Source organism: Phocoenobacter atlanticus subsp. cyclopteri, from assembly GCF_018343795.1.
In the GTDB taxonomy this organism is placed as follows: Bacteria; Pseudomonadota; Gammaproteobacteria; order Enterobacterales; family Pasteurellaceae; genus Phocoenobacter; species Phocoenobacter atlanticus.
In genome coordinates this window covers 2034814-2061480 of the sequence record NZ_CP074346.1, presented here as the reverse complement: position 1 = coordinate 2061480, position 26667 = coordinate 2034814, and the positions used below count along the sequence as shown (strand labels likewise).

25 protein-coding genes, 3 pseudogenes and 1 CRISPR repeat array are annotated in these 26667 nt (G+C 31.9%); of the genes and pseudogenes, 11 read left to right on the top strand and 17 right to left on the bottom strand.

What is annotated here, in order from left to right; genetic code table 11:
• Window positions 1-3: 3 nt before the first annotated feature.
• From KGI96_RS09900 to KGI96_RS09875, 6 genes are all read left to right on the top strand, one after another.
• Window positions 4-1272: a pyocin knob domain-containing protein gene (locus KGI96_RS09900; protein ID WP_229577167.1), complete on the top strand. Its 1269-nt coding sequence runs from the start codon at window positions 4-6 to the stop codon at window positions 1270-1272.
• A 15-nt stretch (window positions 1273-1287) separates the two neighbouring features.
• A complete protein-coding gene (locus tag KGI96_RS09895) occupies window positions 1288-1890 on the top strand; it encodes a DUF4376 domain-containing protein (protein ID WP_211598643.1) in 603 nt (200 codons plus the stop codon).
• Window positions 1883-2329, top strand: a complete 447-nt coding sequence (locus KGI96_RS09890; RefSeq protein WP_211598640.1) for an enoyl-CoA hydratase — start codon at window positions 1883-1885, stop codon at window positions 2327-2329. The genes KGI96_RS09895 and KGI96_RS09890 overlap by 8 nt, the downstream gene beginning before the upstream one ends.
• 136 nt (window positions 2330-2465) lie before the next feature.
• Entirely contained in the window at window positions 2466-2582 is a 117-nt protein-coding gene (locus KGI96_RS11295) for a Com family DNA-binding transcriptional regulator (RefSeq protein ID WP_211598638.1), read from the top strand.
• A 65-nt stretch (window positions 2583-2647) separates the two neighbouring features.
• The gene (locus KGI96_RS09880; protein ID WP_211598637.1) at window positions 2648-3481 is read left to right on the top strand and encodes a DNA adenine methylase; all 834 of its coding nucleotides are present in this window, start codon (window positions 2648-2650) and stop codon (window positions 3479-3481) included.
• A gap of 11 nt (window positions 3482-3492) precedes the next feature.
• On the top strand, window positions 3493-4239 hold the full coding sequence (locus tag KGI96_RS09875) for a DNA cytosine methyltransferase (protein WP_211598635.1): 747 nt from the start codon (window positions 3493-3495) through the stop codon (window positions 4237-4239).
• 71 nt (window positions 4240-4310) lie between these two features.
• Here KGI96_RS09875 and KGI96_RS09870 read toward each other — a convergent pair whose 3' ends face one another.
• Window positions 4311-4952: an ISAs1 family transposase gene (locus KGI96_RS09870; protein ID WP_213156461.1), complete on the bottom strand. Its 642-nt coding sequence runs from the start codon at window positions 4950-4952 to the stop codon at window positions 4311-4313.
• 89 nt (window positions 4953-5041) lie between these two features.
• Between KGI96_RS09870 and KGI96_RS09865 the strand changes: the two are divergent.
• The 4 genes and pseudogenes from KGI96_RS09865 to cas2 form a co-directional block, all read left to right on the top strand.
• Window positions 5042-5431, top strand: a pseudogene (locus tag KGI96_RS09865) (YchJ family protein); the annotation flags it as partial.
• 214 nt (window positions 5432-5645) lie between these two features.
• Window positions 5646-8825 (top strand): annotated as a pseudogene (cas9, locus tag KGI96_RS09860) (type II CRISPR RNA-guided endonuclease Cas9).
• A 57-nt stretch (window positions 8826-8882) separates the two neighbouring features.
• Window positions 8883-9797, top strand: coding sequence for a type II CRISPR-associated endonuclease Cas1 (cas1, locus tag KGI96_RS09855; protein WP_211597775.1), 915 nt, complete (start codon window positions 8883-8885; stop codon window positions 9795-9797).
• Window positions 9790-10116, top strand: a complete 327-nt coding sequence (cas2, locus tag KGI96_RS09850; protein WP_211597776.1) for a CRISPR-associated endonuclease Cas2 — start codon at window positions 9790-9792, stop codon at window positions 10114-10116. The genes cas1 and cas2 overlap by 8 nt, the downstream gene beginning before the upstream one ends.
• Window positions 10117-10285: 169 nt before the next feature.
• Window positions 10286-11245: a CRISPR direct-repeat array (repeat unit 36 nt; unit sequence ATTATAGCATAGCGAAATGAGAAAGGGAGCTACAAC).
• Between the two features lie 189 nt (window positions 11246-11434).
• Here cas2 and KGI96_RS09845 read toward each other — a convergent pair.
• The 14 genes and pseudogenes from KGI96_RS09845 to KGI96_RS09780 form a co-directional block, all read right to left on the bottom strand.
• Window positions 11435-12568, bottom strand: a pseudogene (locus tag KGI96_RS09845) (IS256 family transposase).
• 117 nt (window positions 12569-12685) lie between these two features.
• Window positions 12686-13138, bottom strand: coding sequence for a hypothetical protein (locus KGI96_RS09840; RefSeq protein ID WP_211597777.1), 453 nt, complete (start codon window positions 13136-13138; stop codon window positions 12686-12688).
• An 802-nt stretch (window positions 13139-13940) separates the two neighbouring features.
• On the bottom strand, window positions 13941-15710 hold the full coding sequence (locus KGI96_RS09835; protein WP_211597778.1) for a Tad domain-containing protein: 1770 nt from the start codon (window positions 15708-15710) through the stop codon (window positions 13941-13943).
• Window positions 15711-15734: 24 nt separating this feature from the next.
• Complete coding sequence (tadF, locus tag KGI96_RS09830) at window positions 15735-16361, bottom strand: tight adherence pilus pseudopilin TadF (protein WP_211597779.1); 627 nt, start codon at window positions 16359-16361, stop codon at window positions 15735-15737.
• On the bottom strand, window positions 16336-16905 hold the full coding sequence (locus tag KGI96_RS09825; RefSeq protein ID WP_211597780.1) for a TadE family protein: 570 nt from the start codon (window positions 16903-16905) through the stop codon (window positions 16336-16338). Before KGI96_RS09825 ends, tadF begins: the two co-directional genes overlap by 26 nt.
• A 30-nt stretch (window positions 16906-16935) precedes the next feature.
• Window positions 16936-17721: a tetratricopeptide repeat protein gene (locus tag KGI96_RS09820; RefSeq protein WP_211597781.1), complete on the bottom strand. Its 786-nt coding sequence runs from the start codon at window positions 17719-17721 to the stop codon at window positions 16936-16938.
• Window positions 17711-18565: a type II secretion system F family protein gene (locus KGI96_RS09815; protein WP_211597782.1), complete on the bottom strand. Its 855-nt coding sequence runs from the start codon at window positions 18563-18565 to the stop codon at window positions 17711-17713. The genes KGI96_RS09820 and KGI96_RS09815 overlap by 11 nt, the downstream gene beginning before the upstream one ends.
• A complete protein-coding gene (locus KGI96_RS09810; protein ID WP_211597783.1) occupies window positions 18565-19452 on the bottom strand; it encodes a type II secretion system F family protein in 888 nt (295 codons plus the stop codon). The genes KGI96_RS09815 and KGI96_RS09810 overlap by 1 nt, the downstream gene beginning before the upstream one ends.
• Entirely contained in the window at window positions 19452-20729 is a 1278-nt protein-coding gene (locus tag KGI96_RS09805) for a TadA family conjugal transfer-associated ATPase (protein WP_211597784.1), read from the bottom strand. The genes KGI96_RS09810 and KGI96_RS09805 overlap by 1 nt, the downstream gene beginning before the upstream one ends.
• Window positions 20730-20734: 5 nt before the next feature.
• Window positions 20735-21853 carry a CpaE/TadZ family protein gene (locus KGI96_RS09800; protein ID WP_211597785.1) on the bottom strand — a complete coding sequence of 373 codons (1119 nt, stop codon included), beginning with the start codon at window positions 21851-21853 and terminating at the stop codon, window positions 20735-20737.
• Between the two features lie 16 nt (window positions 21854-21869).
• On the bottom strand, window positions 21870-22325 hold the full coding sequence (locus KGI96_RS09795) for a hypothetical protein (protein ID WP_211597786.1): 456 nt from the start codon (window positions 22323-22325) through the stop codon (window positions 21870-21872).
• On the bottom strand, window positions 22322-23692 hold the full coding sequence (locus KGI96_RS09790) for a type II and III secretion system protein family protein (RefSeq protein WP_211597787.1): 1371 nt from the start codon (window positions 23690-23692) through the stop codon (window positions 22322-22324). The genes KGI96_RS09795 and KGI96_RS09790 overlap by 4 nt, the downstream gene beginning before the upstream one ends.
• A gap of 1 nt (window position 23693) precedes the next feature.
• A complete protein-coding gene (locus KGI96_RS09785; RefSeq protein WP_211597788.1) occupies window positions 23694-24494 on the bottom strand; it encodes a CpaB family protein in 801 nt (266 codons plus the stop codon).
• 60 nt (window positions 24495-24554) lie between these two features.
• On the bottom strand, window positions 24555-24944 hold the full coding sequence (locus KGI96_RS09780) for an A24 family peptidase (protein WP_229577271.1): 390 nt from the start codon (window positions 24942-24944) through the stop codon (window positions 24555-24557).
• On the opposite strand from KGI96_RS09780, the gene KGI96_RS11155 reads away from it, so the two are divergent.
• Window positions 24871-25029, top strand: coding sequence for a hypothetical protein (locus tag KGI96_RS11155; RefSeq protein WP_229577280.1), 159 nt, complete (start codon window positions 24871-24873; stop codon window positions 25027-25029). The genes KGI96_RS09780 and KGI96_RS11155 overlap by 74 nt on opposite strands.
• Window positions 25030-25049: 20 nt before the next feature.
• On the opposite strand, the gene KGI96_RS09775 is transcribed toward KGI96_RS11155, so the two are convergent.
• Window positions 25050-25277, bottom strand: coding sequence for a Flp family type IVb pilin (locus tag KGI96_RS09775; protein WP_211597790.1), 228 nt, complete (start codon window positions 25275-25277; stop codon window positions 25050-25052).
• Window positions 25278-26114: 837 nt separating this feature from the next.
• A complete protein-coding gene (locus KGI96_RS09770; protein WP_229577165.1) occupies window positions 26115-26594 on the bottom strand; it encodes a deoxycytidylate deaminase in 480 nt (159 codons plus the stop codon).
• Window positions 26595-26667 lie beyond the last annotated feature (73 nt).

Here is a 26667-nt window from a genome sequence, read left to right as displayed (position 1 = left end):
AAAATGAAAGAAAAACTTGAAAATATTGAATCAAATGATGGGGAATTTCACGACGGAAACCCTGCAAGTGGTGAACAAGGGACGATTGTTACAGCGAAATGGCTTAATAACGTTCAGAAAGTGCTGCAAAGTTTTGGAGATGAGTTTGCTTATTTATTAAAACAAGTTAAAGATGTCCCAAATAATGCTAAAAATACTCAAATTTATGATGCATTGATGAGTATTTTTAATAGAGAGATTACTCAGAAAAAATCTAGCTCAGTTACTTCAACAAGCGAAGACACTATCGCAACATCAAAAGCTGCTAAAACTGCTTATGATAAAGCAGTGACAGCACAAAACACAGCAAATACAAAAGTTTCACAAAGCAATATTTCTAATTCTGTAAGCTCTACTAGTCAAACAACAGTAGGAAGTTCTCGTGCAGTAAAAATTGCTTACGATCGTGGTACAACAGCTTTAAACAAAGCAGTATCAGCAGAAAATATAGCTAATCATAAAATTGATAACAGTAAAAAATCAAGCTCTGTTACTTCAAATAGCGAAGATGATGTTGCGACACCAAAAGCGGTTAAAACGGCTTATGACAAAGCAGTGACAGCACAAAACACAGCAAATGGAAAAGTATCAAAATCTGGCGATACAATGACTGGTGACTTATTCATTAATATATCAAAAGTATTAACAGAAGATGATTTTCAAGTGAAAGCATTAACAAGTGAAAATTTTAATGATATCTGGAAAGTAGGAATATATCATCGCGGTAGACAATGGGGGAATGGTGATTTAACAGTTTTAAATTATCCCAAAAATATTGCAGGTGTTTTATTTGTTAAAGGATTTAGTGAAACATTCATTCATCAAGAGTATCGAACCAATGAGGGTGAACTTTATATACGTCACTTTGCAAATAATGAATGGTCAGAATGGGAATTATTAAATCCTAGGACTGTACAAAATTTAACACAAAATGGTTGGAAAAAATTACCTAGTGGATTAATTTTGCAATGGGGATATGTCAATAATGAGCAAGGTTATGAGCATTCTAGACGATATAATTTTAATATAAGTTTTACACAAAACTGCTTTGGTGTTTTTATCACAAGCATAGATGATTTGAAAGAATTAGGACATCATTATGCAAATAATCGTCATGAAGCTAATTATGTAGTAAGTGCTACAGTTAAGAATGTAAATGCAAATAGTTTTGAGGGGTGGATCGATGATAATTCAGGAAGTTGTGAGTTTTACTGGTTCGCGATAGGACAATAAGTAAAGGAGATTAATATGTATTTTTATGATGTAAATAGACAAGTATTTTTAACAGATGAAATTCATCAAGTACCAGAACTTTCAATAGAAGTTTCAGATGATGATTTTCAATATTTCATTGAAGAAAGAGCGAAAGGAAAAGAAATTTATATTAAAGATAATCAATTATTTTTAACACCCGTTAAACCGTCTAAACATCACAAGTGGAATGGTTCTGAATGGATTTTAACAGAAGAAGATAAAGCAAGAATTCTCAAAAAAGAACAAAAAAAGGCTTGGCTTAACATTCGAGAACACAGAGACAAAATGAGCGAATCGGGAGTGAAAGTAAATGACAAATGGTTTCACACTTATGAACGCTCACACTTACGATTGATGACACTGCAACAACTTCCAACAATACCACCTGATCTACTTTGGAAAACGATGGACGGCTCTTTTGTAATAATGACAGAAGAACTACTATCTAATGTCATTAATGCTCGTTTATTAACTGAAATAGAAAATTTCAAAAACGGAGAACGACATAAAATACTAATGCTGCAATCAGAAAATCCGCTTGAATATGATTTTAGTGACGGATGGTGTGAAATTTATAAAGAGGTAGATAATGAATAAGATTTATATAGCATTTTATAAAGGAAAAGGAAACCTTATTGATCGCATTGTGCGTTTTTTCACTAAAGGCAAGTATTCACACTGTGAGCTTGTTGTAAAAAAAATTGAGCCCGAAAGCGGTTATCATTATGAATATTCAACTGTTTACGACTGCTACAGTTCAAGCCCGAGAGACGGGGGAGTACGTTGTAAACAAATCAATGTGGAAAATGGAAATTGGGATTTAAAAGAAGTTAAAAACATTACAGAGCAAGATATTAAATGCTACTTTGAGAAAACAAAAGGTATAAGATATGACTTCTGCGGAGCAATTGGCGTTACTTTATTAATTAATCAAGATAAAAATAAAATATTTTGTTCAGAATGGGTTTTTAACTGTTTGTTCAATAGTGAGAATGGTTGGAGGTTTAGTCCGAATGATTTAGATGCAATACTTTAAAGACGGCGACATTATTAGTGCTGCAACACATAATAATGTCAGCTAAGCAAAACATACTTGCATATAGCCATACGCCGCCTACTCAGATCCGAGCAAGGCGGATTTTAGCAGATAATTTTAACAAATTGGAAAATATATGCAGAAAAAAGTAGAAATCCGTTGCAAGTGCTGTAATAAGTTACTTGCAAAAGCAATGATTGTACAGAATTTGGAAATTAAATGTACTCGTTGTAAAAAAAATAAACAAATTTAATTAACCAACTTGAGAGTCAGAGCATCTTGAATGCCAGAGCTCCATAATTTAAAAAAGGAAAAATTATGGCTCAATTCAAAAAAGCGCCCCTCCCGTTCGCTGGACAAAAAAGAATGTTTTTAAAACATTTTGAAAAAATATTAAATGAAAATATACAAGGTGATGGTCAAGGTTGGACTGTTGTTGATGTATTTGGTGGTAGTGGTTTATTAAGTCATACTGCAAAACATTTAAAACCACAGGTAAAGGTAATTTATAACGATTTTGATAGGTATTCAGAGAGATTAAAACACATCAATGAGACTAATCAGCTTCGCCAACAAATCTATGATATTGCCAAAGATACACCCAAAAATAAGCGGTTACATTTATCTTTAAAATTGAAAATTATTAAAATAATCAACAATTTCAAAGGATATAAAGACTTAAATTGCATTGCTTCGTGGTTATTATTTAGTGGGCAACAAGTTAGTAATTTTGATGAATTGTACTCAAAAACATTTTGGAACTGCGTTAGACAAAGTGACTATGCAAATGCTGATGGTTATTTAAATGATATTGAGGTAATTAATGAGAGTTTTCACACATTAATTCCGAAGTTTCAAAATCAAGAAAAAGTACTGCTATTGTTAGATCCTCCTTACTTATGCACTAATCAAAAATCTTACAGGCAGGATACTTACTTTGATTTGATTGATTTCTTAAGACTTATCAATTTAACAAAACCACCATACATTTTCTTCAGTTCAACTAAATCTGAATTTATTCGATTTATTGATTATATAATTGAAAATAGGTTTAATAATTATCAAAGTTTTGAACACGCTAGACGTATAACAATAAATGCTTTTACAAGCTATGCTATTCAGTATGAAGATAATTTAGTTTATATGTTTTAAGGGGGGGAATTGTGGCAAAAAAGAGAATAATAATTTGGGCGTTGTTTGATAGCGGAAATGGGTGCTACTCAAAAGCAGCCAAGACTTTTCCAAACATTAAAATATATCCGATCGGCATTGATATAGAAAATAAAAATAATCACTTTATTAAACTTAATTTAGCAGATTATTCTAGATTATTTGGAACAAATAAGTTATTTAAGAAACTAGATAGATTGCCAAAACCAGACGTTATAATAGCAAGCCCTCCGTGTGAGAGTTTTAGTGTTGCAAGCACTATGTGGGGCGGTAATGCAAGTTGGAAACAAGAAGATAAAAAAGGATCTCGCTTTGTTATTCGAAATAGAAGTGATTACGAAATTCCAAAAGTGTCAAGAGTGCATTTTCGCTATGAAAAATCATTTTTGAATCGAATTAATGGTGAACTATGTATATTTAATACTATTGAGATTATTAAACGTTATCAACCTAAAATTTACATTATTGAAAATCCTTACACTAGTAGAATGTGGGATTATATTGAAAAAGTTTTGGGATTTCATATAGAGTATGACAATCCAACATACTACGGAAATTACAATTATCAAGTTAAAAAACCAACTAAGTTTAAAAGTAATATTCCTCTTTATCTTAAATATGAAAACTATTATGCAGGGGTAAAATTGAGTAATGTTTTAAAAACTTATAACGCACGATCTAATATTCCGCTTGATTTAATTAGGGATATTTATGGAGAGATAATTAAGTTTTTGGGTTAACTTTTATTAAAAAATATGTCGGCTTAAATAGGTATCAAAAGGCGTTTTTATTTACATAAAATTAAATTATTTTATATGCAGATAAAAACGCTTATGTATGCAAAAATTTTAGGCGGTTTATATTTCTTATGATTATTTTTCAATGGCATCACATAATCGCTCTTCTTTTCTATGATTTTCTTCGCTATTTTCTTTTGCGTATTCATCGCATCTACCGTAATGAAGGCTTGATTTAGCTCTAAAATATCTATCATTTCTAGAATGCTTTCATTCTCATTTTTCTTACCTTTGGACTTATTTTGAGCTAAAATTAATCCTCTTGAACAGCTCCAAGCCGTAATACTATGTAGGGCATTATGAGGCTCTAAATGTGAACTGTTTTTTAATGTTTTACCATCTATTGCAATACACTCTTTGCCTTGTGATTTTCGTATCTCATTGATAAAATTAATAAAAATATAATTTAATTTCTCAGGATTTATCCGTCTTACAATACGAGCAATCGTATCATCAACAGGAATACCATTTTCAAAATCTCGGTATTTTCGTAACCATTTTATATTCAATTTACCAAACTGATGAATTTCACTCCATCCTTCTGCACCTGATATTACCGCACTTACGACAAGAAAAATAACATCTAAGAAGTCATGTTTTTTGTTTATATCTTTGCGAGGGTCTTCCAAATCTTTAAAAGCTGATAATATATTCATTTTTACACCTATTTGTTATTGAATAATAGGTGCTATTAGATCATATTTTTAAGAAAAGTGCGATCTTGCCCTGGTGGATAAAATCGAAAATGAATCATAAACCTTGCCCTTGCCAATCAAACAAAAGTTACGCTGAATGTTGTGAACCTTTTCATCAACACTTCGCTACACCACTCACCGCCGAACAGCTAATGCGTTCACGTTACAGTGCTTATACACTGATCAATATTAATTATATTGTAGAAACCACCCTACCAAGTCAGCAAAAATACTTAGATAAACCCGCAATGGAACAATGGGCAGAAAGTACAAAATGGTGTGGTTTAGAGATTGTGGCGCATAATCCTATGTTTGCTAAAAACAGAGCAACGGTAGAATTTAAAGCTTATTTCAAAACTGAGAAAAAAATAGCAGAACACCACGAACTATCGCTTTTTATTTATAAAGGGAATAAATGGTATTTTGTGGATCCGAATGTGTAAGGCACAAATAAAAAGATGCTCCTTAATACCGAAGCATTAAGGAGCAGAGCTTTACGAAATTCTGTTGAATCTCTTATTGTAGCAACGTTTTCTCATTTCGCTATGCAACAATATAAATAATAATAAAATTTTTTTTACAAAAGTCAATTTTTTTATTCAATTTATGATAAAAATATATCTATTTCTTTAATTAGATAGTTTAGGTGAATTTATGTCGACAATATCATATATTTTAGGATTAGATTTAGGGGTTGCATCTGTTGGTTGGTCAGTTATTGAGATTGATGAAAATGAAATGCCGATTAGATTAATTGATTTAGGGGTTAGAACCTTTGAAAAAGCAGAAGTCCCAAAAACAGGTGAATCATTAGCAAAATCAAGACGTGAAGCAAGAAGTACAAGACGACTTATTGCTCGCAGAGTAAAACGTTTATTATTAACGAAAAAAGCACTCCTAGAAGAAGGACTCTTAACCAAAAATGATTTTTTAACTAAAAATATCATTAAAAATTTACCGATCAATGCATGGGAATTAAGAGTTAAAGGGTTAGATCATAAATTAGAACCCAAAGAATGGGCGACGGTATTACTACATTTAATCAAACATAGAGGTTATTTATCCCAGCGTAAAAATGAAAGTGAAACGGCAGATAAACAGCTCGGAGCACTGTTATCTGGAGTGAAAGAGAATCATCTATTATTACAAGAAAGCCAATATAGAACGCCAGCAGAACTTGCTATTCGAAAATTTGAAAAAGAAAAAGGACACATCCGCAATCAAAACGGTGAATATATTCATACTTTTGATCGATTGGATTTACAAGCCGAATTACATCTCCTCTTTGAAAAACAACGTCAATATAATAATCCTTATACCTCTGCCAAATTAGAAGAAAAAATAGATTATTTATTGATGTATCAAAAACCTGCACTATCTGGTGAAGCTATCCTAAAAATGTTAGGTAAATGCCCTTTTGAAACGCAAGAATATAAATGTGCAAAAAATACATATAGTGCAGAACGCTTTATTTGGTTGACTAAATTGAATAATTTAAGAATTTTAACTCAAGGAGCAGAAAGAGGATTAACAGAGTCTGAAAGAGCATTATTATTAAATCAACCTTATCAAAAAGCAAAATTAACCTATACACAAATCCGAAATATTTTATAATTATCAGAATCGGAAATTTTTAAAGGCTTGCGTTATCGAAAAGCGGAAGATAAGAAAGAAATTGAAAAAGAAACACTGATGGAATTAAAAGCATTTCATCAAATTCGCAAAGTATTAGAAAAAGCAAATTTAAAAACGGAATGGCAAGGTTTAGCGACCAAGCCTGAATTACTTGATGAAATTGGTACCGCTTTTTCATTATATAAAACAGATGCTGATATTACCGCACAATTACAAGATAAAATATCAACTCCTATTTTAAATGCGTTATTATCAGGTATAAACTTTGATAAATTTATCAATTTATCTCTAACGGCACTTTCTAAAATTCTTCCACTAATGGAACAAGAGCAACGTTATGATGAAGCTTGTACCTCTATTTATGGCGATCATTATGGCGTAAAAACGAAAGAAGAGCATCTATTTTTACCTTCAATTGATAAAGATGAAATACGTAATCCCGTTGTATTACGTTGCCTTTCTCAAACAAGAAAAATTATCAATGCCGTTATTCGTTTATATGGCTCTCCTGCGAGAATTCATATTGAGACAGGACGAGAAGTGGGAAAATCATTTAAAGATCGTCAAAAAATTGCAAAAAATCAGCTTGAAAATAAAGCCAAAAAAGAACGTGCAATAAAAGAATTTAAAGATTTATTTCCTTACTTTATCGGAGAACCAAAATCAAAAGACATTCTAAAAATGCGTTTATACAATGAGCAACAAGGAAAATGTTTATATTCTGGAAAAGCTATTGATATCAATCGATTACTTGAAAAAGGTTATGTGGAAATTGATCACGCATTACCCTTTTCTCGTACTTGGGATGATAGTTTTAATAATAAAATTCTCGTATTAGCCAATGAAAACCAAAATAAAGCAAATCAAACCCCTTATGAATGGTTTGATGGTAAAAATAATACGACAAAATGGCAACAATTTGTTGCATTAGTGTCGGGAAGTCACTTTAATTATCATAAAAAACAACATCTATTACTCAAATATTTATCAGAAGATTTTATTAAGAGAAATCTCAATGATACGCGATATGTCGCTCGCTACTTAATGAATTTTATCAATGATAATATTCAGTTAACGGGTAAAGGAAAAAAATGCGTATTTGCTTCTAATGGACAAATTACTGCATTGCTCCGTGCTCGTTGGGGATTGATGAAAGTCAGAGGAGAGAATGATCGCCATCACGCTTTAGATGCTATCGTTGTAGCCTGTACAACATCTGCAATGCAAAAGAAAATTACTGATTTTGTACGCAATAAAGAGATGAATATTTTCAGCGGTGAATTTATAGATAGAAATACCGGTGAAATTAAACAGATTCATTTCCCGGAACCGTGGAACTATTTCCGTAACGAAGTGATGATTCGTGTATTTAGTCATAATCCTCTACTAGAGTTAGAGCAACAATTACCAAACCGTCCCGAAGCAAGACATCAATATGTTACACCGTTATTTGTATCAAGAATGCCAACACGTAAAATGACAGGGCAAGGGCATTTAGAAACCATTAAATCAGCGAAACGCTTAGCAGAAAATGAAAGTGTGCAACGTATTGCACTCACATCATTAAAATTAAGTACGCTAGAAAATATGGTTAATAAAGACAAAGAAAAAGCACTTTATCAAGCATTAAAAGAACGATTAGAACAATTTAATAATGATCCTGTAAAAGCCTTTGCTGAACCCTTTTATAAAAAAGGTGGACAACAGGTGAAAAAAATTAGAGTTAAACAAATCCAAAAAACAGGGGTTCTTGTCCATCAAGGAAATGGTGTAGCAGATAATGCCTCAATGGTTCGGGTGGATGTATTTGAAAAAGCTAATAAATTCTACCTTGTCCCTATTTACACTTGGCAAGTTGCTAAAGGAATTTTGCCAAATAAAGCGGCTATAGCAAATAAAGGAGAAGATGAATGGCAAGAAATGGATGAATCTTTTACTTTTAAGTTTTCAATCTATCCGAATGATTTAATTAAATTAGAAACTAAAAAGGTTACTCACTTCGGTTATTATGTAGGAATGGACAGAAGTAATGCAGCAATACACATTAGGACTCATGATTTAGAAAAATCGGAAGGTAAGAATGGAATACATAAAAATGTTGGTGTAAAAACAGCACTTTCTTTTGAAAAATATGATATTGATCCTTTAGGTAAAAATATTGGACTTTGTCAGCCAAAAGCTCGACAACCTATTCGTTAATTATTACGCCCTATTTGTTTAACAGATAGGGCGTTTTTATTAAGAGGTAATACCATTATGTCTTGGCGAAGTATCTTAATTAGCAAGGGTGGAAAATTATCATTAAAACAGAATCAACTTTGTATTTGGCAAGAGGAAGCTGAATATACCGTTCCTATTGAAGATATTGCTATTATCGTTGTTGAAAGTAAGGAAGTGGTTATTACAGCCCCCTTACTTTCTGCTCTTGCACTCAATGGTGTGACATTATTAACCTGTGATCAACAATTTCTACCCTGTGGACAATGGCTTCCCTTTTCACAATATCATCGCCAATTAAAAATATTAAAACTCCAAATAGACGCGACTATTCCCCAGAAAAAACAACTATGGCAAGAAATTATAAAACAAAAAGTCCTTAATCAAGCCTTTGTTTTATCACAAGCCCAATGTGAAAAAGAAAGTGCCAAATTACACATTATGGCAAAACAGGTTAAATCAGGCGATAAAGAGAATATTGAGGCTCAAGCGGCATTACTTTATTTTCACACTTTATTCGGAAAAACTTTTCGTAGGACAGATGATGATAATATCAATAGCCACTTAAATTATGCTTACACTGTATTACGCTCTGCAGTAGCACGTTGTTTAGTTTATTATGGTTGGTTACCTAGCTTAGGAATTTTTCATCATAGCGAGTTGAATCCCTTTAATCTTGCCGACGATTTTATTGAACCCTTTCGCCCTCTTGTCGATTTATTAGTATGGGAATTATGGAAACAAAATAAATTAGATAAAGGCTTAACACCTTATACCAAACAACAACTCATTAAAATTTTACACAAACAAATACAATTTCAAAATGAAACATTGAGTGTTCTCAGTGCAATTGATCGCACCATTGCATCATTAAAAAATGCATTTATCAGTAAAAATTCCAAACAATTAAAGTTACCCAAAATATTACCTTTAGAGGAATATCACTATGAGTGAGGCTAAATTTATGCGAATAATAGTCTTTTTTGATTTACCCGTCACAACTAAATCCAAACGCCGAGCTGCCAATCAATTCCGTCAATTTTTATTAAAAGATGGATATCAAATGCTCCAATTATCAGTCTATTCTCGTATAGTAAGAGGAAGAGATTCATTAACCAAACATCATAAAAGATTGTGCCAAAACTTGCCTGAAGAGGGATCTATTCGTTGCTTAGAGGTGACAGAAAAACAGTTTGCTAGTATGCAACTACTATTAGGAGAATTGAAAACACAAGAAAAAAAAGTAAACGCAAATCAAATGCTGTTATTTTAAACAATCATTTCTGATAAATTTTTATTTTTTGCATTTTTTATAGCTAAATATCCAGATCTTTATTAGAAAAAAATCATAAAAAACACGGATAAATACTTATTTATCCGTGTTTTTTATAATGAATATAATAGTAATAAAGCCTTATTTTAAAAGGCTTTAGATGTCCAAGATTATAGCATAGCGAAATGAGAAAGGGAGCTACAACTGGTAGAAAGGGGTAATTTTTTATGATGTAATTATAGCATAGCGAAATGAGAAAGGGAGCTACAACCCGCCTAAAATTGCATAATCCGCAATATCTATTATAGCATAGCGAAATGAGAAAGGGAGCTACAACTAAAAAATGTCACGACACAAGCAATCAGCGATTATAGCATAGCGAAATGAGAAAGGGAGCTACAACTTCGTTAGAAGATTATTTCATTTCTTTAAGATTATAGCATAGCGAAATGAGAAAGGGAGCTACAACAGAATACAGAGGATTAATACAATGACACAAATTATAGCATAGCGAAATGAGAAAGGGAGCTACAACTTTTGGCTAAAAGTATCAATGATGGGCTAGATTATAGCATAGCGAAATGAGAAAGGGAGCTACAACCACAAGATGGCAATACTACTGCTGCAATATATTATAGCATAGCGAAATGAGAAAGGGAGCTACAACTTAACGCCTCGTGTGCTGCATCTGCCACTTATTATAGCATAGCGAAATGAGAAAGGGAGCTACAACTTTTGCTGTTTGTACGTGAGCGGTTTTATCATTATAGCATAGCGAAATGAGAAAGGGAGCTACAACTATATTTCGTGGCTGTGTCGCACACCCTGTATTATAGCATAGCGAAATGAGAAAGGGAGCTACAACATTTCATCTGTTGTTTGTTCACTTCTAAAAATTATAGCATAGCGAAATGAGAAAGGGAGCTACAACACAGAAACAAGCAATTAGAAATGGTAGCAAATTATAGCATAGCGAAATGAGAAAGGGAGCTACAACTTCATCACGATGTACTTCACACCACGCTTGATTATAGCATAGCGAAATGAGAAAGGGAGCTACAACCTAGAACAATGCCATCTGAAAGCCGTTTATATTATAGCATAGCGAAATGAGAAAAGGAGCTACAACTAAAATAAACACTCAAACTTTCGATAAGAAATTATAGCACAACAAAATGAAAAAAGGGAACTACAACTGTTTCCAATGTTAAAGAGACTGTCTCCTGTTAAATGAAAAAAGAGTTCAAAGAGACTATAAAAATAGCTAGTCTCGACACAGAATTGAGACTGTCTCCTAAACTGTGTAACTGCACTTTAGTTAAAGATAATCAGCTAAGCGATCATCAAACTCAATCATAAACTTATTGAGTGCTAATTTCCAGTCTCTAATTGGCATTGTCCATTTTTTAGAGGCATTTTGAATAGCCAGATAAACGACTTTTTTTGCAGAGTCATCCGTTGGAAATAATTTTCTCTTATTGATGACTTTGCGAATAACACTATTTACAGACTCAATAGCATTAGTCGTATAAATGGCTTTCCTTATATCCTCAGGGTAGTTAAACAAGGTATTCAGGTTATCCCAGTGTTTATACCAAGACCGTGATATTTGCGGATATTTATCGTCATAAGTATTCGCAAAATTCTCTAATTCCTGCAAGGCTTCATCTTCTGTCGTAGATTGATAAATTTTCTTTAAGTCTCGAGCAACTGCTTTATAATCCTTATGAGGCACATATTTCATAGAATTACGCACCATATGGACAATACAAAGCTGGATTTTAGTTTTTGGATAAACGGTATTAATCGCATCAGGAAAGCCCGTTAAACCATCAACACAAGCAATAAGGATATCTTTTACACCACGATTTTGTAATTCTGTCAGCACCCCTAACCAAAATTTAGCTCCTTCATTTTCAGATATCCACAACTTTTGTCCTTGCATATTAATGCCTAAGGAGAGGTAAATAGCCTTATTAATCACACATTTATCTTGACGGACTTTAACAACGATGCAGTCCAAATAAACGATAGGATAGACATCATCAAGCGGGTGAGATTTCTGTCCCATATAGGTCTGACACAGTTTCAGTGATTTCTTGGGTACTCATTCCTTGTGAATACAAATAGATAATTTTTGAGTCGAGTATGGGTACTCTTGTTTGTCGTTTTTTAATGATTTCAGGCTCAAAAGTGCCTTCTCTATCACGTGGCGTATCGATAGAAAATTGAACTTCTTCGGTATATACCGTTTTGGTTGTAACGCCATTTCTGGCATTGCTACCTTTACGTGTGCCATTCTTTTGATAGCCTAGATGCTCATCTAATTCAGCATTGAGTGATTTCTCAAAGAAACGTTTGTGCAATAACTGAGTTGCATTTCGATATCTTCTTGAGAATCTAGTTGCTCAAGTAGGGCGTCGATTTGGTTGGTTAAATTTGCTTTTTTCATATTGGTATCCACCTTAATGTTTTTTGTATATTAAAGCAGATACACAGTTATTTTTATAGTCTCTATTTGAAAGCTACATATAAAAACTTTTATATGTAGCCTACGATAAAATTAATTTTATTTTATTTTGAAAACCCAAAAATCATTATTTATCCACGCAATAATAACGCCTTTGTCAAAACTTTTTATATCAACGATGGCTTTATTTGAACGTGTTTTTTTTCTGTAAGATATTTTTGAATTTCTATCAAAACATAAAAAATATCTTCCAAAGCTTTTGTCTCGTATTCTTAGCTTATGAAATGATAAATAATTAAATTTATATCCTCCTTTTAGTAAAAAGTTTCTTAAAGAACTTTTTTTGATACTCGGGTATTTTTTCCCTGATTCTTCTAAACAAATATACGAAAAATATCCAGTTGTATTTTGTCCTGGCTCAAAAGAAGGAAGTTCTATATATTCCCCACTTTTTGTTTTAATATACGCACCATCATACTCTGGCTCTTTTGCAAAAACGCTAAATGTTAGACTAGATACTAATAAAAAAAATATTATGCTGTATTTTTTCATATTAACTCCTTTACGAATAATTTTAACTATAAAAACACGGACATTATACCCCCCTAACTTATCAAGATTTTTTCAAAATTATTACTTAGATTCCCAGGGGAAAACTAGGGTAAGAGCATATTTTAAATTTTATAAAAAAATCAATATGTTATTCAAATTAACGTAAGATTGGGATTATAAAAATATGTTGTAGTAGCTAATTAACAAATATTAGTTTGTGTATATTTAGTCCATATTCTGAGATGTTGCATGCAACGTCTCCATATTAGATATTTATTTTGTAAATTTAACCATTAATATAACCGCTATATTTAAATTTTATTATTAATTTCTAGAAATCAATAGGTAAACGTTTAAGGTTACTCTGAGGGATATATAAAACTATGATTCCTTGTAATTTATAATCCTTCCCTTTTATAATAAAATAAATGCTATAATGCAAAAAAATTTGAGGTAGATTTAAATAGATAATAATTTATGGTCTCTGCGGCTTGATTTTGAATCAATTTTTGACTATTTCTGGATAGGATTCAAGGATAACCCTGAACCCTATTTTTAGAACTTACGCAGTTTGTGGGATAGTGTCTTCAGCAGACTAGTAAAAATAGGTAATGCCAAATTGAGACGAGACTGTCTCTTAAAATTCTGACACAGAGTTTTGAGCGCTCTTTTAATTTACAAAAAGTGAGTTAAAACTCTTCACCTCACTTTTCACCAACCACTTCATCTACTATGCCTTTTTATTCTTTACAATAAAAATTTAACTCACTGTAAATGCATATTGAATGAAATATTCGTACCCTTATAAATTTGGTATGCTATTTATTGTACGACCAACTTCTTCCGTTATACCTGCTACTGATTTAAAGGCTTCCAATAATTCTTTTTTATTATTTGCCTCATAAAAATTACCCTCGCCAACACATTCTTTCCAAGCTCGTTGTTGGGCAATCACTTCATCTCTTCCTTTCTGATTTTTATCATATCCAAAAGCAACAAAACCAATCTTCGTTTTATATATTGGATAGTTATTATCTTGTAGTGAATCAATTCTATTACGGATATGTTCACACATTTTATGATTTGTAATCAATGTTTGAGTTACTTCTAGAGGTTGACTCTTTGGTGTTAATTCATCCACACCATCAGATAGCATAATAATAACTCTTTGAGTATTGCTTATTACTTTTTCTGGTAATGCATTCAGATTTTTATTCATCATTAAATTAGCACCGATCAAAAAACCCGAGCTTGATAATGTTGAACCCGATGCACTAAGACGATTAGAATCTTGTTTAAAATCATTACTTTCCTGATAATTATACCAAGTTTTCGTTGTTGTAATACTATTTGACAACTGCTTTAAACAAATCCCATTTTTCTCAAATGATAGAAATCCCTCAATATCTTTTCCATTAAAATTATCAATCATACGTATTGTTGAAGGATAATCTACAATATTATTTAAAGTTCGAGATATTTGTTCTAATACCGCATCAAAACTTTCTATATAATTTGTCTGATCATCACTTTTATTACTCTCTACTTTAATAAATTTACTTATATTAACACCCGTATATTTAGAATGTATAATTCTAAATATTGCATCTAATAATTCATCTTTATCACTTAAATTATACTGATAATTAAAATTGTTATTTATCCATACATTTTGATCATGTCTTAATTCCCACCATTCTGTTCTTTTTTTTAATACATTTCGAATTTTATATTGAGTAGAAGATGCAGAGCTCAATAATCGATAAGGAAAAACACATTGCGATAAATTATTCTGTTGCTGAACACCAAGAGAAAAAGAAGTAAAACCAATCCGATTATGAATATTTTGTTTATTGTTAGAAGATAATAGCTCTTCAGATACTTCACTAAATACTTCCTTTAATACTGATAATTTTGTTGGTCCACCGCCTGACAAGCTATATCCCATCGAACCAGACAAATCGGTAATTAGCATCAAATCAACAGGCGGTGCTATATTACGCTGTTTTACAGCATAAAGTGTATCTGCTTTAATATTAACTGTTTTAGCAAACGTCAGCCCAAACTCTTTACCCAAATATACCCAAGATGGACGATCAAAATTACCATCAACTTCACAAACCACCGATACTGAATATTTTAGTCGACCACAACGATAAGTATATTGATCGGTAATAGTATAATTATCAGGTTTATAACTCTTACCTTGATAATAACTACGAACCATTGTTGCTATCATTTCTTTATTACGCTTATCTTGTTGTGCTTTTAATGTATCCTTATTAAAGGCATCAAGCTCTTGCTTTGTGATACTTTGACGAGTAACACCTATATGGATTGTTGGTCGATCTTTATTATTTTCAGCAATAAGTAATAAACTGGCTTGCTCCATCCCTTGTGTGAAACGGGCTTTATCTAGCAGAATACCCGAACCATCTACGACTAATGCAATAAATCCTAATAGAGCAAAACTCATTAGGGACATCACAATAGTGTAAACACCTTGTTCATTCTTCAAAAATTGTGAGAATACATCTCGACAAGATTGATATTTTTTCTTAATATTATCCATCTCTAATCCCTTTATGATCTTTTATTAACGCCCAACAGCTACAGAAGAAGAACGTAATAAACGCCCTGATTTTTCAGACTCATCTAAAATAATTGCTCTAAAAATACTGTAATCTTGGATACATATTGTGACTTGATAAAGAGGAATTGTCCTTCTTTCGTTCACTTCTGAGCGAGGAGCTATGCTTCTTAATAATTGTAAATTCGTTGCTGGTACACACGCATTTCTATCACCTAAAGAAGAAAAAACTAAGGTTGGTTCTTTATCTACATCTGCCTCATTAAATTGTAATGATTCTATAATAATGAATAACTCTTTTGAGCTATTGGCGTCTCCATACATCATATACTTCGCTAATCTACGAAAATCTGAAAGATCTTTATTTTTTATCTTGCCATTTACTTTCTCATCTTTCGAAAGACTTTCATTCCCTTTACCATATAACTGCGTTCGCTCACGCAACAAATTAACCAATGAATAAGTTGCATTATCGATTTTACCTAAGTTTGAACGTAGCAACGCTAAATCTACCATAAAAACTAACATCAATGTCAGCAGTGTAATCATAAAAACAAATTCAATAGTTACTGAACCTCTGCTATTCTTGGTAAAATTGTTGAATAACTTATTCCTTAAATTTCGATCTTTCATTTTCTTGTACCACCAAAACTTCACGAGTAAAAAGGGAATTAACAAAAGCCCCAATGAAAGGTAATGCAACTAAAAATTCATAATTATATTGTAAACGATATTTTACAATGGCCGCTAATTGACCTGTTGGAAGAATTTTTTTACCATTACCATCATCGACTGCCTTTCTAAAACCATCGACATTACCTTCAATTCCTTTAACTAAATTATCAATAGAATCTGCATATTTTACATCAACACTGAGTGAAGGATTATCTGGCACAAGAAATGCCATATCATTGCCTGATCTTGACTGATATTGCTTAGTAATCTCTTTTTTCAAAAGTGTAGCATAATCACCACTTGGTTCTTTTTGATTCTTTGTTAAACGCACACCCTCAGCAATTGCTAAATCCCAATAAGCAGATAACAGAGCAATACGACCAAACTCAAAAAGAACAAATAGTACCGTCAAGAAAATACCAATTGTAAGGGTAAATTCTATACTCGACACTCCTTCTTTATGATTTACAAACTGTTTAATTTTTTGAAAAAATCTGTGCATATTCATTCTCTGCTTATTTATATTTAACAATTAGCGAACCGCTAATTCTTTAGATACTCGTTCTGTTCTTTTTAATGCATTAACAAGATCTGTTTCAGAGGTGTTTAAACGCTCTTTTTCAATGATATCCAGTGCATACTTTGTATCACCTGATTTTACCAATGCAAGCACTAAATTATGCAATAAACGTGATTCTTTTTGACCATCTAAATACTGTGGTAATAACAATCGTACTGCATTTTTATATTCACCTTTAATAATATTTAGCATTGCAAGGTTATTAATTGCAACTAAATCCGTCAAAAAACGTTCACGTGCACTCATAAAGTCTTGCTCGGATTTATCTAACCTTCCAAGTTGTGCGAATGCAATCCCTCTCGCATTATAAGCTTCTGGATTACGGGTAAATTTTGTAATAAGCTTATTTGCCTCATTAACCGCTTCATGATATTTTTTATTTTGAACCAAGCATTTCACTTGTAACAACATTGCTCTTTCTGTAAATTCTGGTTTATTTAATAAAGGCTGTAAATAAAATAATGCTTCTTTACCATTTCCTTTTTGATAATAACTGTCTGCCAATTTATAACGAATGCGAGAATCTTCTTGATTTTTTAAGACTTCTCTATAAAGAGAGATAAGTCCTGCATAATTAAGCGTTGATTCATAAAGCTTTTCTTTTGCAACAATATTCTGCGGTGTTAACATTTCCACAGAAGGATCCTTACCATTCTTTGACAATGTTAAATTAGCACAAGCCGTGAGTGCTAAAATAAAAGATAAACTTACTGTTTTTTTCAAAAATTTAGAATACATGTGGAAAGACCCTCATCGCCCCTGGGGCTAAAATTAAAATAATAATCGGAAACATTATAAATGCAATAAGAGGAATACTCATTTTTGCAGCTAATGTTCCTAACCGTTCTTCAATAGCAAGTAATTGCAATTCTCTAATATCCGCTGATAATTGAATGAGTTGTCCATAAATAGACGAGCCAAAATTTAAACTTTGTTGTAACACGGTGGTGAACATTCGAACTTCTCGAGTAGGTAAAGAAATAATAAGATCGTCTAATGCTACACTTAAACTTGTTAACTCAGATTTACGAATAATTCGTAGCATCACATAAGTTAAATCAGGATTTAACGTTTTAAAATCTTTTGCAATCTGTTTTAACGCCATATCAATGATCATGCCTGTTTGTACGCATACAGCAACTAAATCAATAAACCCTGGCAAATCATTCATAATTGATTTTATTTTTTTCTTTAAAATCATACTAGTTATTACTCCTGGAATAAGAATAACTAAAATAAAAACACCACTAAAACCAAGCATTAACTCTGCTTTATCTTTATTCATATTAAATAGATAATAAAAAGCGAATATGATAAATGATATAAATAGTTTTAATTTAATATTTTTATCGACTTCACCTAAAAATTTCAACAAAGGGTTATTACTAATTAACAATAACTCAAGATCCTTTTGTTGTTTATTTTTGCTACTTTTATTTTCTTCTTCATTATTCTCTTTTGGATATATCCCCGCAATAATATCTTTATGCTTCTTTAATCTATTTTTATTTAATATAGATAAAATAAAGAGTAGTACACCAAAACATAGTAATAATACAAAAAAAGAGATTTTTACGATCATCAACTTGCCTTCCTCATTAACCACCAAATTATAATTAAGCCTAAGCCTTCACTTCCTAGAACATAATAAAGCACTAAACGACCATCAGGATCATTAATAATAAACTCAAAATTCTCTGGCATCGCCACTCTCATAAAAATAAAGAAACAGACAGGAAGTGCTCCTACAATTAACGCCGAAATACGTGCCTCTGACGTCATCGCTTTCTTTTTTTGTTCCATTTTTTTACTCTCTGCAATCACTCGTCCTAAACGACTAATTACTTCTCGCATTTGTCCACCTTTATCTAAATTTACACGAATAATAGTCACAAAAAAGTAAAACTCTTTATAAGGATAGCGGGTATAACTATCTTCAAAAACAGTCGTAGGATCTTCTCCGATCGCAAGTCGCTTATAAATACGTTTAAATTCCTCTCCTAGTTGTCCTGTTACATCTTTACCACAACGTTCTAATGCCTGTAATAATCCAGCACCCGCTGTAGTTGCGCTATTTAAAATTTGAATAACCTCTGGAAATCCGTCTTCAAAAATAATTCTGTTACGTCTTTGTCCAAGCTTCCAAACAAGTAAAATAATTAGCACACAAGAAAGAGGCACAAAAATATAACGCTCTACCTGTAAATAGAAATCATTTATATAAAATAAAATTAAAAAAACAAATAACGTAATAACCGTATTACGAATCAAATTTTTAGCATTACCCCCAACAAAGTAAAATTTCCATAAGACAAAGTTTGATTGAATTTTCTTCCATACGCCAGAAAATCCCTCCGTCGTGTATGCTATCGGATCTATTTTTTTCTTTTTCTCACGAAAATTAAATGCTGCATATAATGTAAGTAGCATACCAAACACAAAAATCAACGAGTATATATATAAAAACATCAATTCTCCTTAAAAATACTCTCTAACTCAGCACTTAAGTTAAATATTTGAGCATTTTGTGACACGATAGAACGTGAAAGTAAGCCGTGTGAAATAAATTCACCAATAATTTTACCTTCTTTAGTTCGCTCCTTACTTGATTTATAAGAGAAAATATCCTGTAAAACAACCTGACCATTTTCCATTCCCATAATTTCCGTAATGCTAATTACTTTTCTTGAACCATCATTTAAACGTGTAGCTTGGACAATAATATTTACTGCCGATGCAATATTACGACGGATAGCCTCCAAAGGTAAACTTGCACTAGACATCATAACCATCGATTCTAGACGAGCAAGCGCATCTCTTGATGAGTTAGCATGAAGTGTAGACATTGAACCATCATGACCTGTATTCATTGCTTGTAACATTTGAAATGCCTCACCACCACGACATTCCCCCACAATGATACGTTCAGGACGCATACGCAATGCATTAATCACCAAGTCTTGCATTGTGATTGCCCCTGTGTTTTCTACCCCTGCAACACGTGTTTCTAAACGTACAACATGTGGCTGATCTAAACGTAATTCCGCAGTATCTTCTAACGTAATCACACGTTCATCTTCTGAAATATAACTAGATAATGCATTTAACAAGGTCGTTTTACCCGACCCCGTTCCCCCTGAAACGATAATATTTATACGTGAACGAGCCGCTATAATCAAAAAATTTGCCATTTGTCTGGTCATCGAACCAAAACCAACAAGCTCCTGTAATGATTTTTTTGCTTTACTAAACTTACGAATTGAAATTGATGTTCCATCTAATGCAATAGGTGGAATCACAACATTCAAACGGCTTCCGTCAGGTAAACGAGAATCCACTAATGGTGAACTATCATCAATACGTCGCCCAACCATAGAAACTAAACGTCGTGCAATATCTGTCAATTGCTCATTATTAATAAAAGATTTTTGGGTTTTTTCTAACTTACCTGCTCGTTCAACCCAAACATCATCGGAACCATTAACCAAAATATCATTGATGGTGTCATCTTCCATCAGCTCTCGCAAAGGACCATATCCCATAATCTCGTCCGAGATCATTTCTGCCATCATATTTGCATCAGAAGCGGTCAAATAATTATTCTTTTTTGACGTTAATTGATAAATGACTTGAATCAATTCATCTACTAACTTATCTCTGTTATCTCTAATTAAATCAAGCTTCTCAACATCTAAGTTACTCAAAATTTCATTTCTAAAGAAAATCTGTTGTTCTTTATTTAGCATATAAATTAATTACCCAGAATGTTACGAATAATTGCTTTAAAAAAACTTTTACTTTCTTTTGTTTTTTGACGAGACAATACACCAATAACTTTCATTGTTAACTTGTTCAAGTTTTTTATATTTGATTTTGATAGTTTCAGATCGAACACCTTATTAGCTGTTGTTTTTTTCAAGAATGGAATCACTGCATCAATTTGACAACCTAATAAGTTCTCAATATCTGCTTTTGCCATCTGTGATGCATACTCTGATTTACAATCTGAAATACAAACAAAGGTACGAATCGGTTTACCCGTTGCACTCTGCTCTCTTTTACATTGCTCTAAAAACTGTTTTGCAACACGCAATGAACTAACATGGCGCTCAACAACCAAAATAAAACTGCTACTATAACTAAAAAAGTCCGCAAAATTATCTCTATGAACATTAAAAATGGGCTGATCATAAATGATAAAATTGTATTTTTCTCTTTCTTCTACAGATAACGTCTCAATATCACCATTAAATAAATCTAAATTATTGCCATACTCAACAATATCGCCTTGTAATCTTTTATCAAATAATAAATCTAAATCTTGTGAACCATCACTACCCTGAGCAAGTAAGACAGGAACTTTCTTATGATTCACAATTTGGTTAACAATTTGAGTACTAATAAAACTTGTACCAATGCCACCTTTGCACCCTAACACACACACATTTATCGTATTTCTCGTACGAGGAATACTCACTGTAGAAGAGATTACACTCTCCATCATCAAACTCAATTGTGAGTCACAATGAAAATAGAGAATATTTTTTTCTAACAAGCGTTGCGCAAGTGAAATTGAATCACTGTTTCCAATTAAACAGCACCATACTTGTTGTGGAATGATAGCATTTACATATTCTGCAATTATACCTACATTGGTTGAGTCTTTAATATCAATAATAACACCGTTCGTTTCCTCAGCATTTAATACAACCCTCTCATTTTGAAAATCTTTCCCAATTACTTCAATATTCTCAAGCCCTCGGGAACGTAACAACTGTGAAACTTGAGATTGAACAGACTCAGATTCTGAAATAACAACAACTTTTCTTATGCTGTTTAATGTAGAACTTTCATTATCAAGTAATAACATAATTCCTATTCCTTAATTAATTTTTTGATTGAATACGAATATTACTTTCCACCGCACAAGATCCTTGTTTTTCATAAAAAACGGTATCCATACGCACCTTACTACATTTTGTTTTTTGTTTTACAATACTATGCACTTTTGCATAAACAGGATAAATCGTCCTTTTTTTATAAACTAAACGAATGTTTTTTGTTGAAAGACCTTGCTTAATTAAGCTACGGCGTAATGACATTGCCATTTTCTTTTGTCTTTCACCATAAAAAAGTGTGACTTTTTTATTCACATCACTGCCTATTTCACGATAGATTTCATTTTTTAAATTAAGTAAACCAGCCTCTGATTCTTTACTCAAAGTGTAAATTGCAGTTTTATCCACAAAAGGCAAAAACTTGCCACCATACTGATTTGCATTAGCAAAATTGAAAAGAGAGAAAATGCTCAATAGTAATGTTATTCTTATAAATCTTATCATTGAATAAATCCTCCACGTTTTAAGAAATTCGTCGTTAATGTACGATAATAAATGTTTTTAAATGGTGTAGTATTAAAGAAACGCTCTAATGTACCTGTTTTCTCAAAATCAGGATAAACAATATCATCGCCTTGTACTGGTTTCACTAAATTAACAGTTGCTACAACAACTAACTCTCGTTCAACTTTTTCTGTTTTTGCTTGACGAAAGAATGCACCTAAAATTGGAATATCGCCTAAAAATGGAATTTTCGCCAATCCTTCAGCATCTTCTGATGAATATAATCCACCAATTATAAAACTTTCGCCATCAGCCAACTCTAATGTTGAAGAAGAGCGACGTATATTAAATAAAGGCACTTTTATTTCTTCGTAATGAACAGGCGAACTTAACGTACTTACTTCTTGATTAAGACGCAAGCGGATCTTATCGTTATCTAATAATTTTGCACCAACATCTAATTTAATCCCAAATGACTTATAAGTAATGGTTGGATCGCCATTTTTATTTCTATTAAATAATGGTATCTCTCCTCCGACTAAGAAAGTAGACGTTTCACCAGAAAGTAATGAAATATTTGGTTGAGCCAAAATCTTTCCATTATCTTTATTATTAATCGCATTAATAAAAACCGCTAAATTATTCGCATTTAAGAATGCAACAGAGCCTTTTCCATTATTAAAACGACCTTCAATTTGTGTTGCACCATTTGTTAAACCTTTTAATGCATTACCCGAAATACTCGTCCAATCAATCCCCAATGATTCACTAAATTTCTTATTTACATCTACCACTGTCAATTTCACATTAATTTGTTCTGAAAGTGATATTTCTGCATTATTAATAACCTGTTTGTATTCATAAGAATCTAAGAACGAAATTTCTTCTCCACCTAATTTACGCTTAGTTACCTTATAGTCATCGCCTATCGCTGCACCAACAACACGAGCAGCTTTTTCTGCTTCACTTTTTGATTTTGCTTTACCTTCAATAACATAGGCTTGCCCAATTTTCTTCACTCTTAATGAACTTTTAGGAAAACGAATATTAATTTGCTCATTCACATTGGCTAAACTATTAATTGCATCATTAACAAAAAAAGTATTAGATATTAATTGCTTACCATCAAGTCCCAATACATTAATATCTGTACGACCAATATCTTTTGCATACACAACAAAATTATTGTCATCAAGAATTTCATAATCCGCAATATTTGGTGCTGAAATAAAAATCGTATCAATCTTATCCTTTAATTGAAAATGCTTACTTTCTCCTTTGTCGAGATAAAACTTCCCTGCTAACACCTGTGTTGGTACAAAAAGTGTTGTCACTACAAATAAAATTGCAAAAATAATCTTACACATATTAACCTCTTAATTTACGAATAAATATACCACGAGCGTCTACCGGTGTTGGTTTGTCCGTGGGTAATAACACCAAATTTGCACCCATCGGTAAGGTGTATAATTTTTTCACTTGCTCTGCAGTCATTTTTAATGTCACAAAACCTGTAATTCTTGTATTTTTATCTTGTTCTTCTTTTGGTATTGTGTTTGTTTGTAAAACAAGTACATTATCCACAACTTTTATTAAATCATTACGATTTTGATTTTCTCTACCCACACCCCCCTGATAAGAATACACAGAAACATAAGTCCCAGCTTTCGTTGTTTGTAAAATATAATCACTATTTATATCCACAGATACCTTATAGGCAACCTCTTGCTTGGGATCGATACTCGAAATTAAAAACTCAGACGAATCGGGAGATACAAGCACTTTAGGAGCAAGAATAGAACCTTTTGTTATGTTTTGATTTAATAAAAAACCTTGCAATGAATTATGTTTTGATTTTTCAAAAAGAAGTTTTAAATCATGAGATAATAAAGGTTCATCATCTCCTTCTTTAACTTCTATAGTCATCTCGGAAAGCTGATAATCTTCCTCTTTTAATAACATACCTTTATTGAGATCTTTATTAGATGTTGCGGTAATAATGACTTGTCTTTTAGATGAAACATCTTCAACAAAATCTTTTATTTTTTGAGATGAATCTTTAATCGGCAGAGGGGCTTGCTCGCTGAATGAATTCGGCATAAAAAACAGTCCCGCAAATCCCACAAACAAAATAAAAAGAGACATTATAAATAAGACACGATAATTCATTATTAATCCTTAAAAATAAATTAGTGGTAAAGTTAGCACTTTACAAATAAGGTTTATCACTTAGGACGAGTGATACAACCAAAAATTAGTCAGAAAGCCTAGACTAATGGCAACACCATAGGGTAATCCCTGTTTCTTAATGTTTTTTCTAAAAAAAAGCCACCCAAAAATCACAAGTAATAATCCAAAAAAACTTGTTAAAAACAGAAAAGAAGTAACTTGTTTATAAGGTATTGCGAGCATCAATACAGTTATTAACTTTACATCTCCCCCACCTATTACTTTTAATATAAACAGTAGAAAACCTATTACGAATGTAATCATTGCAGGGATAAGAAAAACTTGCTTGTGAAACATCCAACAAAAAGGTAATAATGTGATGAGAAGAACCAATACAGCCTTGTTACTAATTATTCTTGCTGAAATATCTGTCCAAGAAAGCCAAGCCAAGATACAACAGACAAAAATCAAAAAAATCATTATAAATCCTTTAAGGAAAACATTTAATCCTGAAATTTCAGGACTAAATGTCTAAAAATAATATATGTTATATTATTATTTAGATACACTCACAGCAGTAATTGACGTACCCAATTGCTCAAATTTAGTTTTCATTTTAGAAATGAAACCGTCGTCTGAACCGAAAACAACAATAATGAATGCAGCAATAAATACAGCGATTAAACCGTACTCAATTGCAGTTACACCACGTTGGTTGTTTTTTAATTGACGAAATGCTTCTGTTACAGAAACATAAGCTTGAATTGTTAACATATTTAACATTTGATATATCCTTATAACTTTAAAAGTTAATATAATGTATTTAAAAGGCAATTTTCCCGACCAAACATTTATTATCCTTATATATCCTTATATATCCTTATATATCCTTATATATCCTTATAATAAATAATAAATGCTTGTGCGGATTATAAACAAAAAATTGAAATAATCAATACAAGCACATCTCTAACTGTTCATTTTATGTTCGAAATAAATATTTATTCTTTTATTTTATAATAAAAAGATTTTTTATTTTATAACATATTGATTTATTAGATAATTTTTATTTACCTCTTAAGGTCTGACCAGTTGAGCTTTTGGCATAAAAAGTATCTAAGTAAATTAAGGGCAAAATAATTTTGGACGAATAATATGCATATTATTAAAATAAGGGTTTATTTTAATTTGGGAATAAACTTTATTGCCATCTTACAGGTATAAATAAACACCAGTCGAATAGTTTTTGTTCAACGCTTAATAAATAACTAAAATATTATAAGTTTAAAAGTATGATCTTGCCCTGATCTATTAGATAGTAACATCTCAAGAAAACCATTAAAATGTCCATTACACCTAAATTTTAAGTAATATTATGCCGTTTATATTTTGTTAAAAAATATAGATTTTATGGTATGTGATGAAAATCTTGTCGTTGATGTGAATAAAATAACCCAGTATATAAATATAGATTAATTATTGAAGGAAAGATATTCGGAGTTTCTGACACTGTTCCACAAACTGTGAAGTGCTGAAAATAGGGTTCAAGGTTATCCTTGAATCCTATCTTCAAATAGGTTATTTGGAATTTTGTAAATTTTCTTTAACATCTCACCGCTATCATTTATCAAAATAAAGTTCTATCTTCTCTTTTTCCGTTTGTAATTGTCGATATTTTACCCCTGCACTATCAAGCATTTTCTGTGATGCTTTTTGAGTATCAGTATGTGCATATTTATTTGATAAATAGACCACTTCTTTAATGCCACTTTGGATGATTGCTTTACTGCATTCATTACAAGGAAAAAGCCCAACATAGATAATACAATCTTTTAAGGATTTAATACTATTTAATATGGCATTAAGTTCTGCGTGGCAAACATAGGGGTATTTGGTATCAAGTAAATCACCTTCTCTTGCCCAAGGGAAATCCTCATCTTTACACCCAGCAGGAAAGCCATTATATCCTACTCCGATTATTCGGTGATCTTGATTCACAATACAAGCCCCCACCTGAGTATTAGGATCTTTACTTCTCATTGCTGATAGGATTGCAATCCCCATAAAATAGCAATCCCAATCAATATAATTTTTTCTCATAATAATATCCTATAATTTTTTAAAATTTATCATCTTGCTCTTTTTAATCTAAGCTATTAATTTTCTAAAATCA

What these genes read in the sequence shown, in the direction of transcription:
- KGI96_RS09785 (WP_211597788.1), bottom strand. Translation starts at nt 24,494, where the DNA reads ATGAATTATCGTGTCTTATTTATAATGTCTCTTTTTATTTTGTTTGTG.
- KGI96_RS09895 (WP_211598643.1), top strand. Translation starts at nt 1,288, where the DNA reads ATGTATTTTTATGATGTAAATAGACAAGTATTTTTAACAGATGAAATT.
- KGI96_RS09825 (WP_211597780.1), bottom strand. Translation starts at nt 16,905, where the DNA reads ATGCACAGATTTTTTCAAAAAATTAAACAGTTTGTAAATCATAAAGAA.
- KGI96_RS09815 (WP_211597782.1), bottom strand. Translation starts at nt 18,565, where the DNA reads ATGATCGTAAAAATCTCTTTTTTTGTATTATTACTATGTTTTGGTGTA.
- KGI96_RS09770 (WP_229577165.1), bottom strand. Translation starts at nt 26,594, where the DNA reads ATGAGAAAAAATTATATTGATTGGGATTGCTATTTTATGGGGATTGCA.
- KGI96_RS09805 (WP_211597784.1), bottom strand. Translation starts at nt 20,729, where the DNA reads ATGCTAAATAAAGAACAACAGATTTTCTTTAGAAATGAAATTTTGAGT.
- KGI96_RS09890 (WP_211598640.1), top strand. Translation starts at nt 1,883, where the DNA reads ATGAATAAGATTTATATAGCATTTTATAAAGGAAAAGGAAACCTTATT.
- KGI96_RS09880 (WP_211598637.1), top strand. Translation starts at nt 2,648, where the DNA reads ATGGCTCAATTCAAAAAAGCGCCCCTCCCGTTCGCTGGACAAAAAAGA.
- tadF (WP_211597779.1), bottom strand. Translation starts at nt 16,361, where the DNA reads ATGAAAGATCGAAATTTAAGGAATAAGTTATTCAACAATTTTACCAAG.
- KGI96_RS09870 (WP_213156461.1), bottom strand. Translation starts at nt 4,952, where the DNA reads ATGAATATATTATCAGCTTTTAAAGATTTGGAAGACCCTCGCAAAGAT.
- cas1 (WP_211597775.1), top strand. Translation starts at nt 8,883, where the DNA reads ATGTCTTGGCGAAGTATCTTAATTAGCAAGGGTGGAAAATTATCATTA.
- KGI96_RS09820 (WP_211597781.1), bottom strand. Translation starts at nt 17,721, where the DNA reads ATGTATTCTAAATTTTTGAAAAAAACAGTAAGTTTATCTTTTATTTTA.
- KGI96_RS11295 (WP_211598638.1), top strand. Translation starts at nt 2,466, where the DNA reads ATGCAGAAAAAAGTAGAAATCCGTTGCAAGTGCTGTAATAAGTTACTT.
- KGI96_RS09810 (WP_211597783.1), bottom strand. Translation starts at nt 19,452, where the DNA reads ATGTTTTTATATATATACTCGTTGATTTTTGTGTTTGGTATGCTACTT.
- KGI96_RS09795 (WP_211597786.1), bottom strand. Translation starts at nt 22,325, where the DNA reads ATGATAAGATTTATAAGAATAACATTACTATTGAGCATTTTCTCTCTT.
- cas2 (WP_211597776.1), top strand. Translation starts at nt 9,790, where the DNA reads ATGAGTGAGGCTAAATTTATGCGAATAATAGTCTTTTTTGATTTACCC.
- KGI96_RS09835 (WP_211597778.1), bottom strand. Translation starts at nt 15,710, where the DNA reads ATGGATAATATTAAGAAAAAATATCAATCTTGTCGAGATGTATTCTCA.
- KGI96_RS09900 (WP_229577167.1), top strand. Translation starts at nt 4, where the DNA reads ATGAAAGAAAAACTTGAAAATATTGAATCAAATGATGGGGAATTTCAC.
- KGI96_RS09840 (WP_211597777.1), bottom strand. Translation starts at nt 13,138, where the DNA reads ATGAAAAAATACAGCATAATATTTTTTTTATTAGTATCTAGTCTAACA.
- KGI96_RS09790 (WP_211597787.1), bottom strand. Translation starts at nt 23,692, where the DNA reads ATGTGTAAGATTATTTTTGCAATTTTATTTGTAGTGACAACACTTTTT.
- KGI96_RS09775 (WP_211597790.1), bottom strand. Translation starts at nt 25,277, where the DNA reads ATGTTAAATATGTTAACAATTCAAGCTTATGTTTCTGTAACAGAAGCA.
- KGI96_RS09800 (WP_211597785.1), bottom strand. Translation starts at nt 21,853, where the DNA reads ATGTTATTACTTGATAATGAAAGTTCTACATTAAACAGCATAAGAAAA.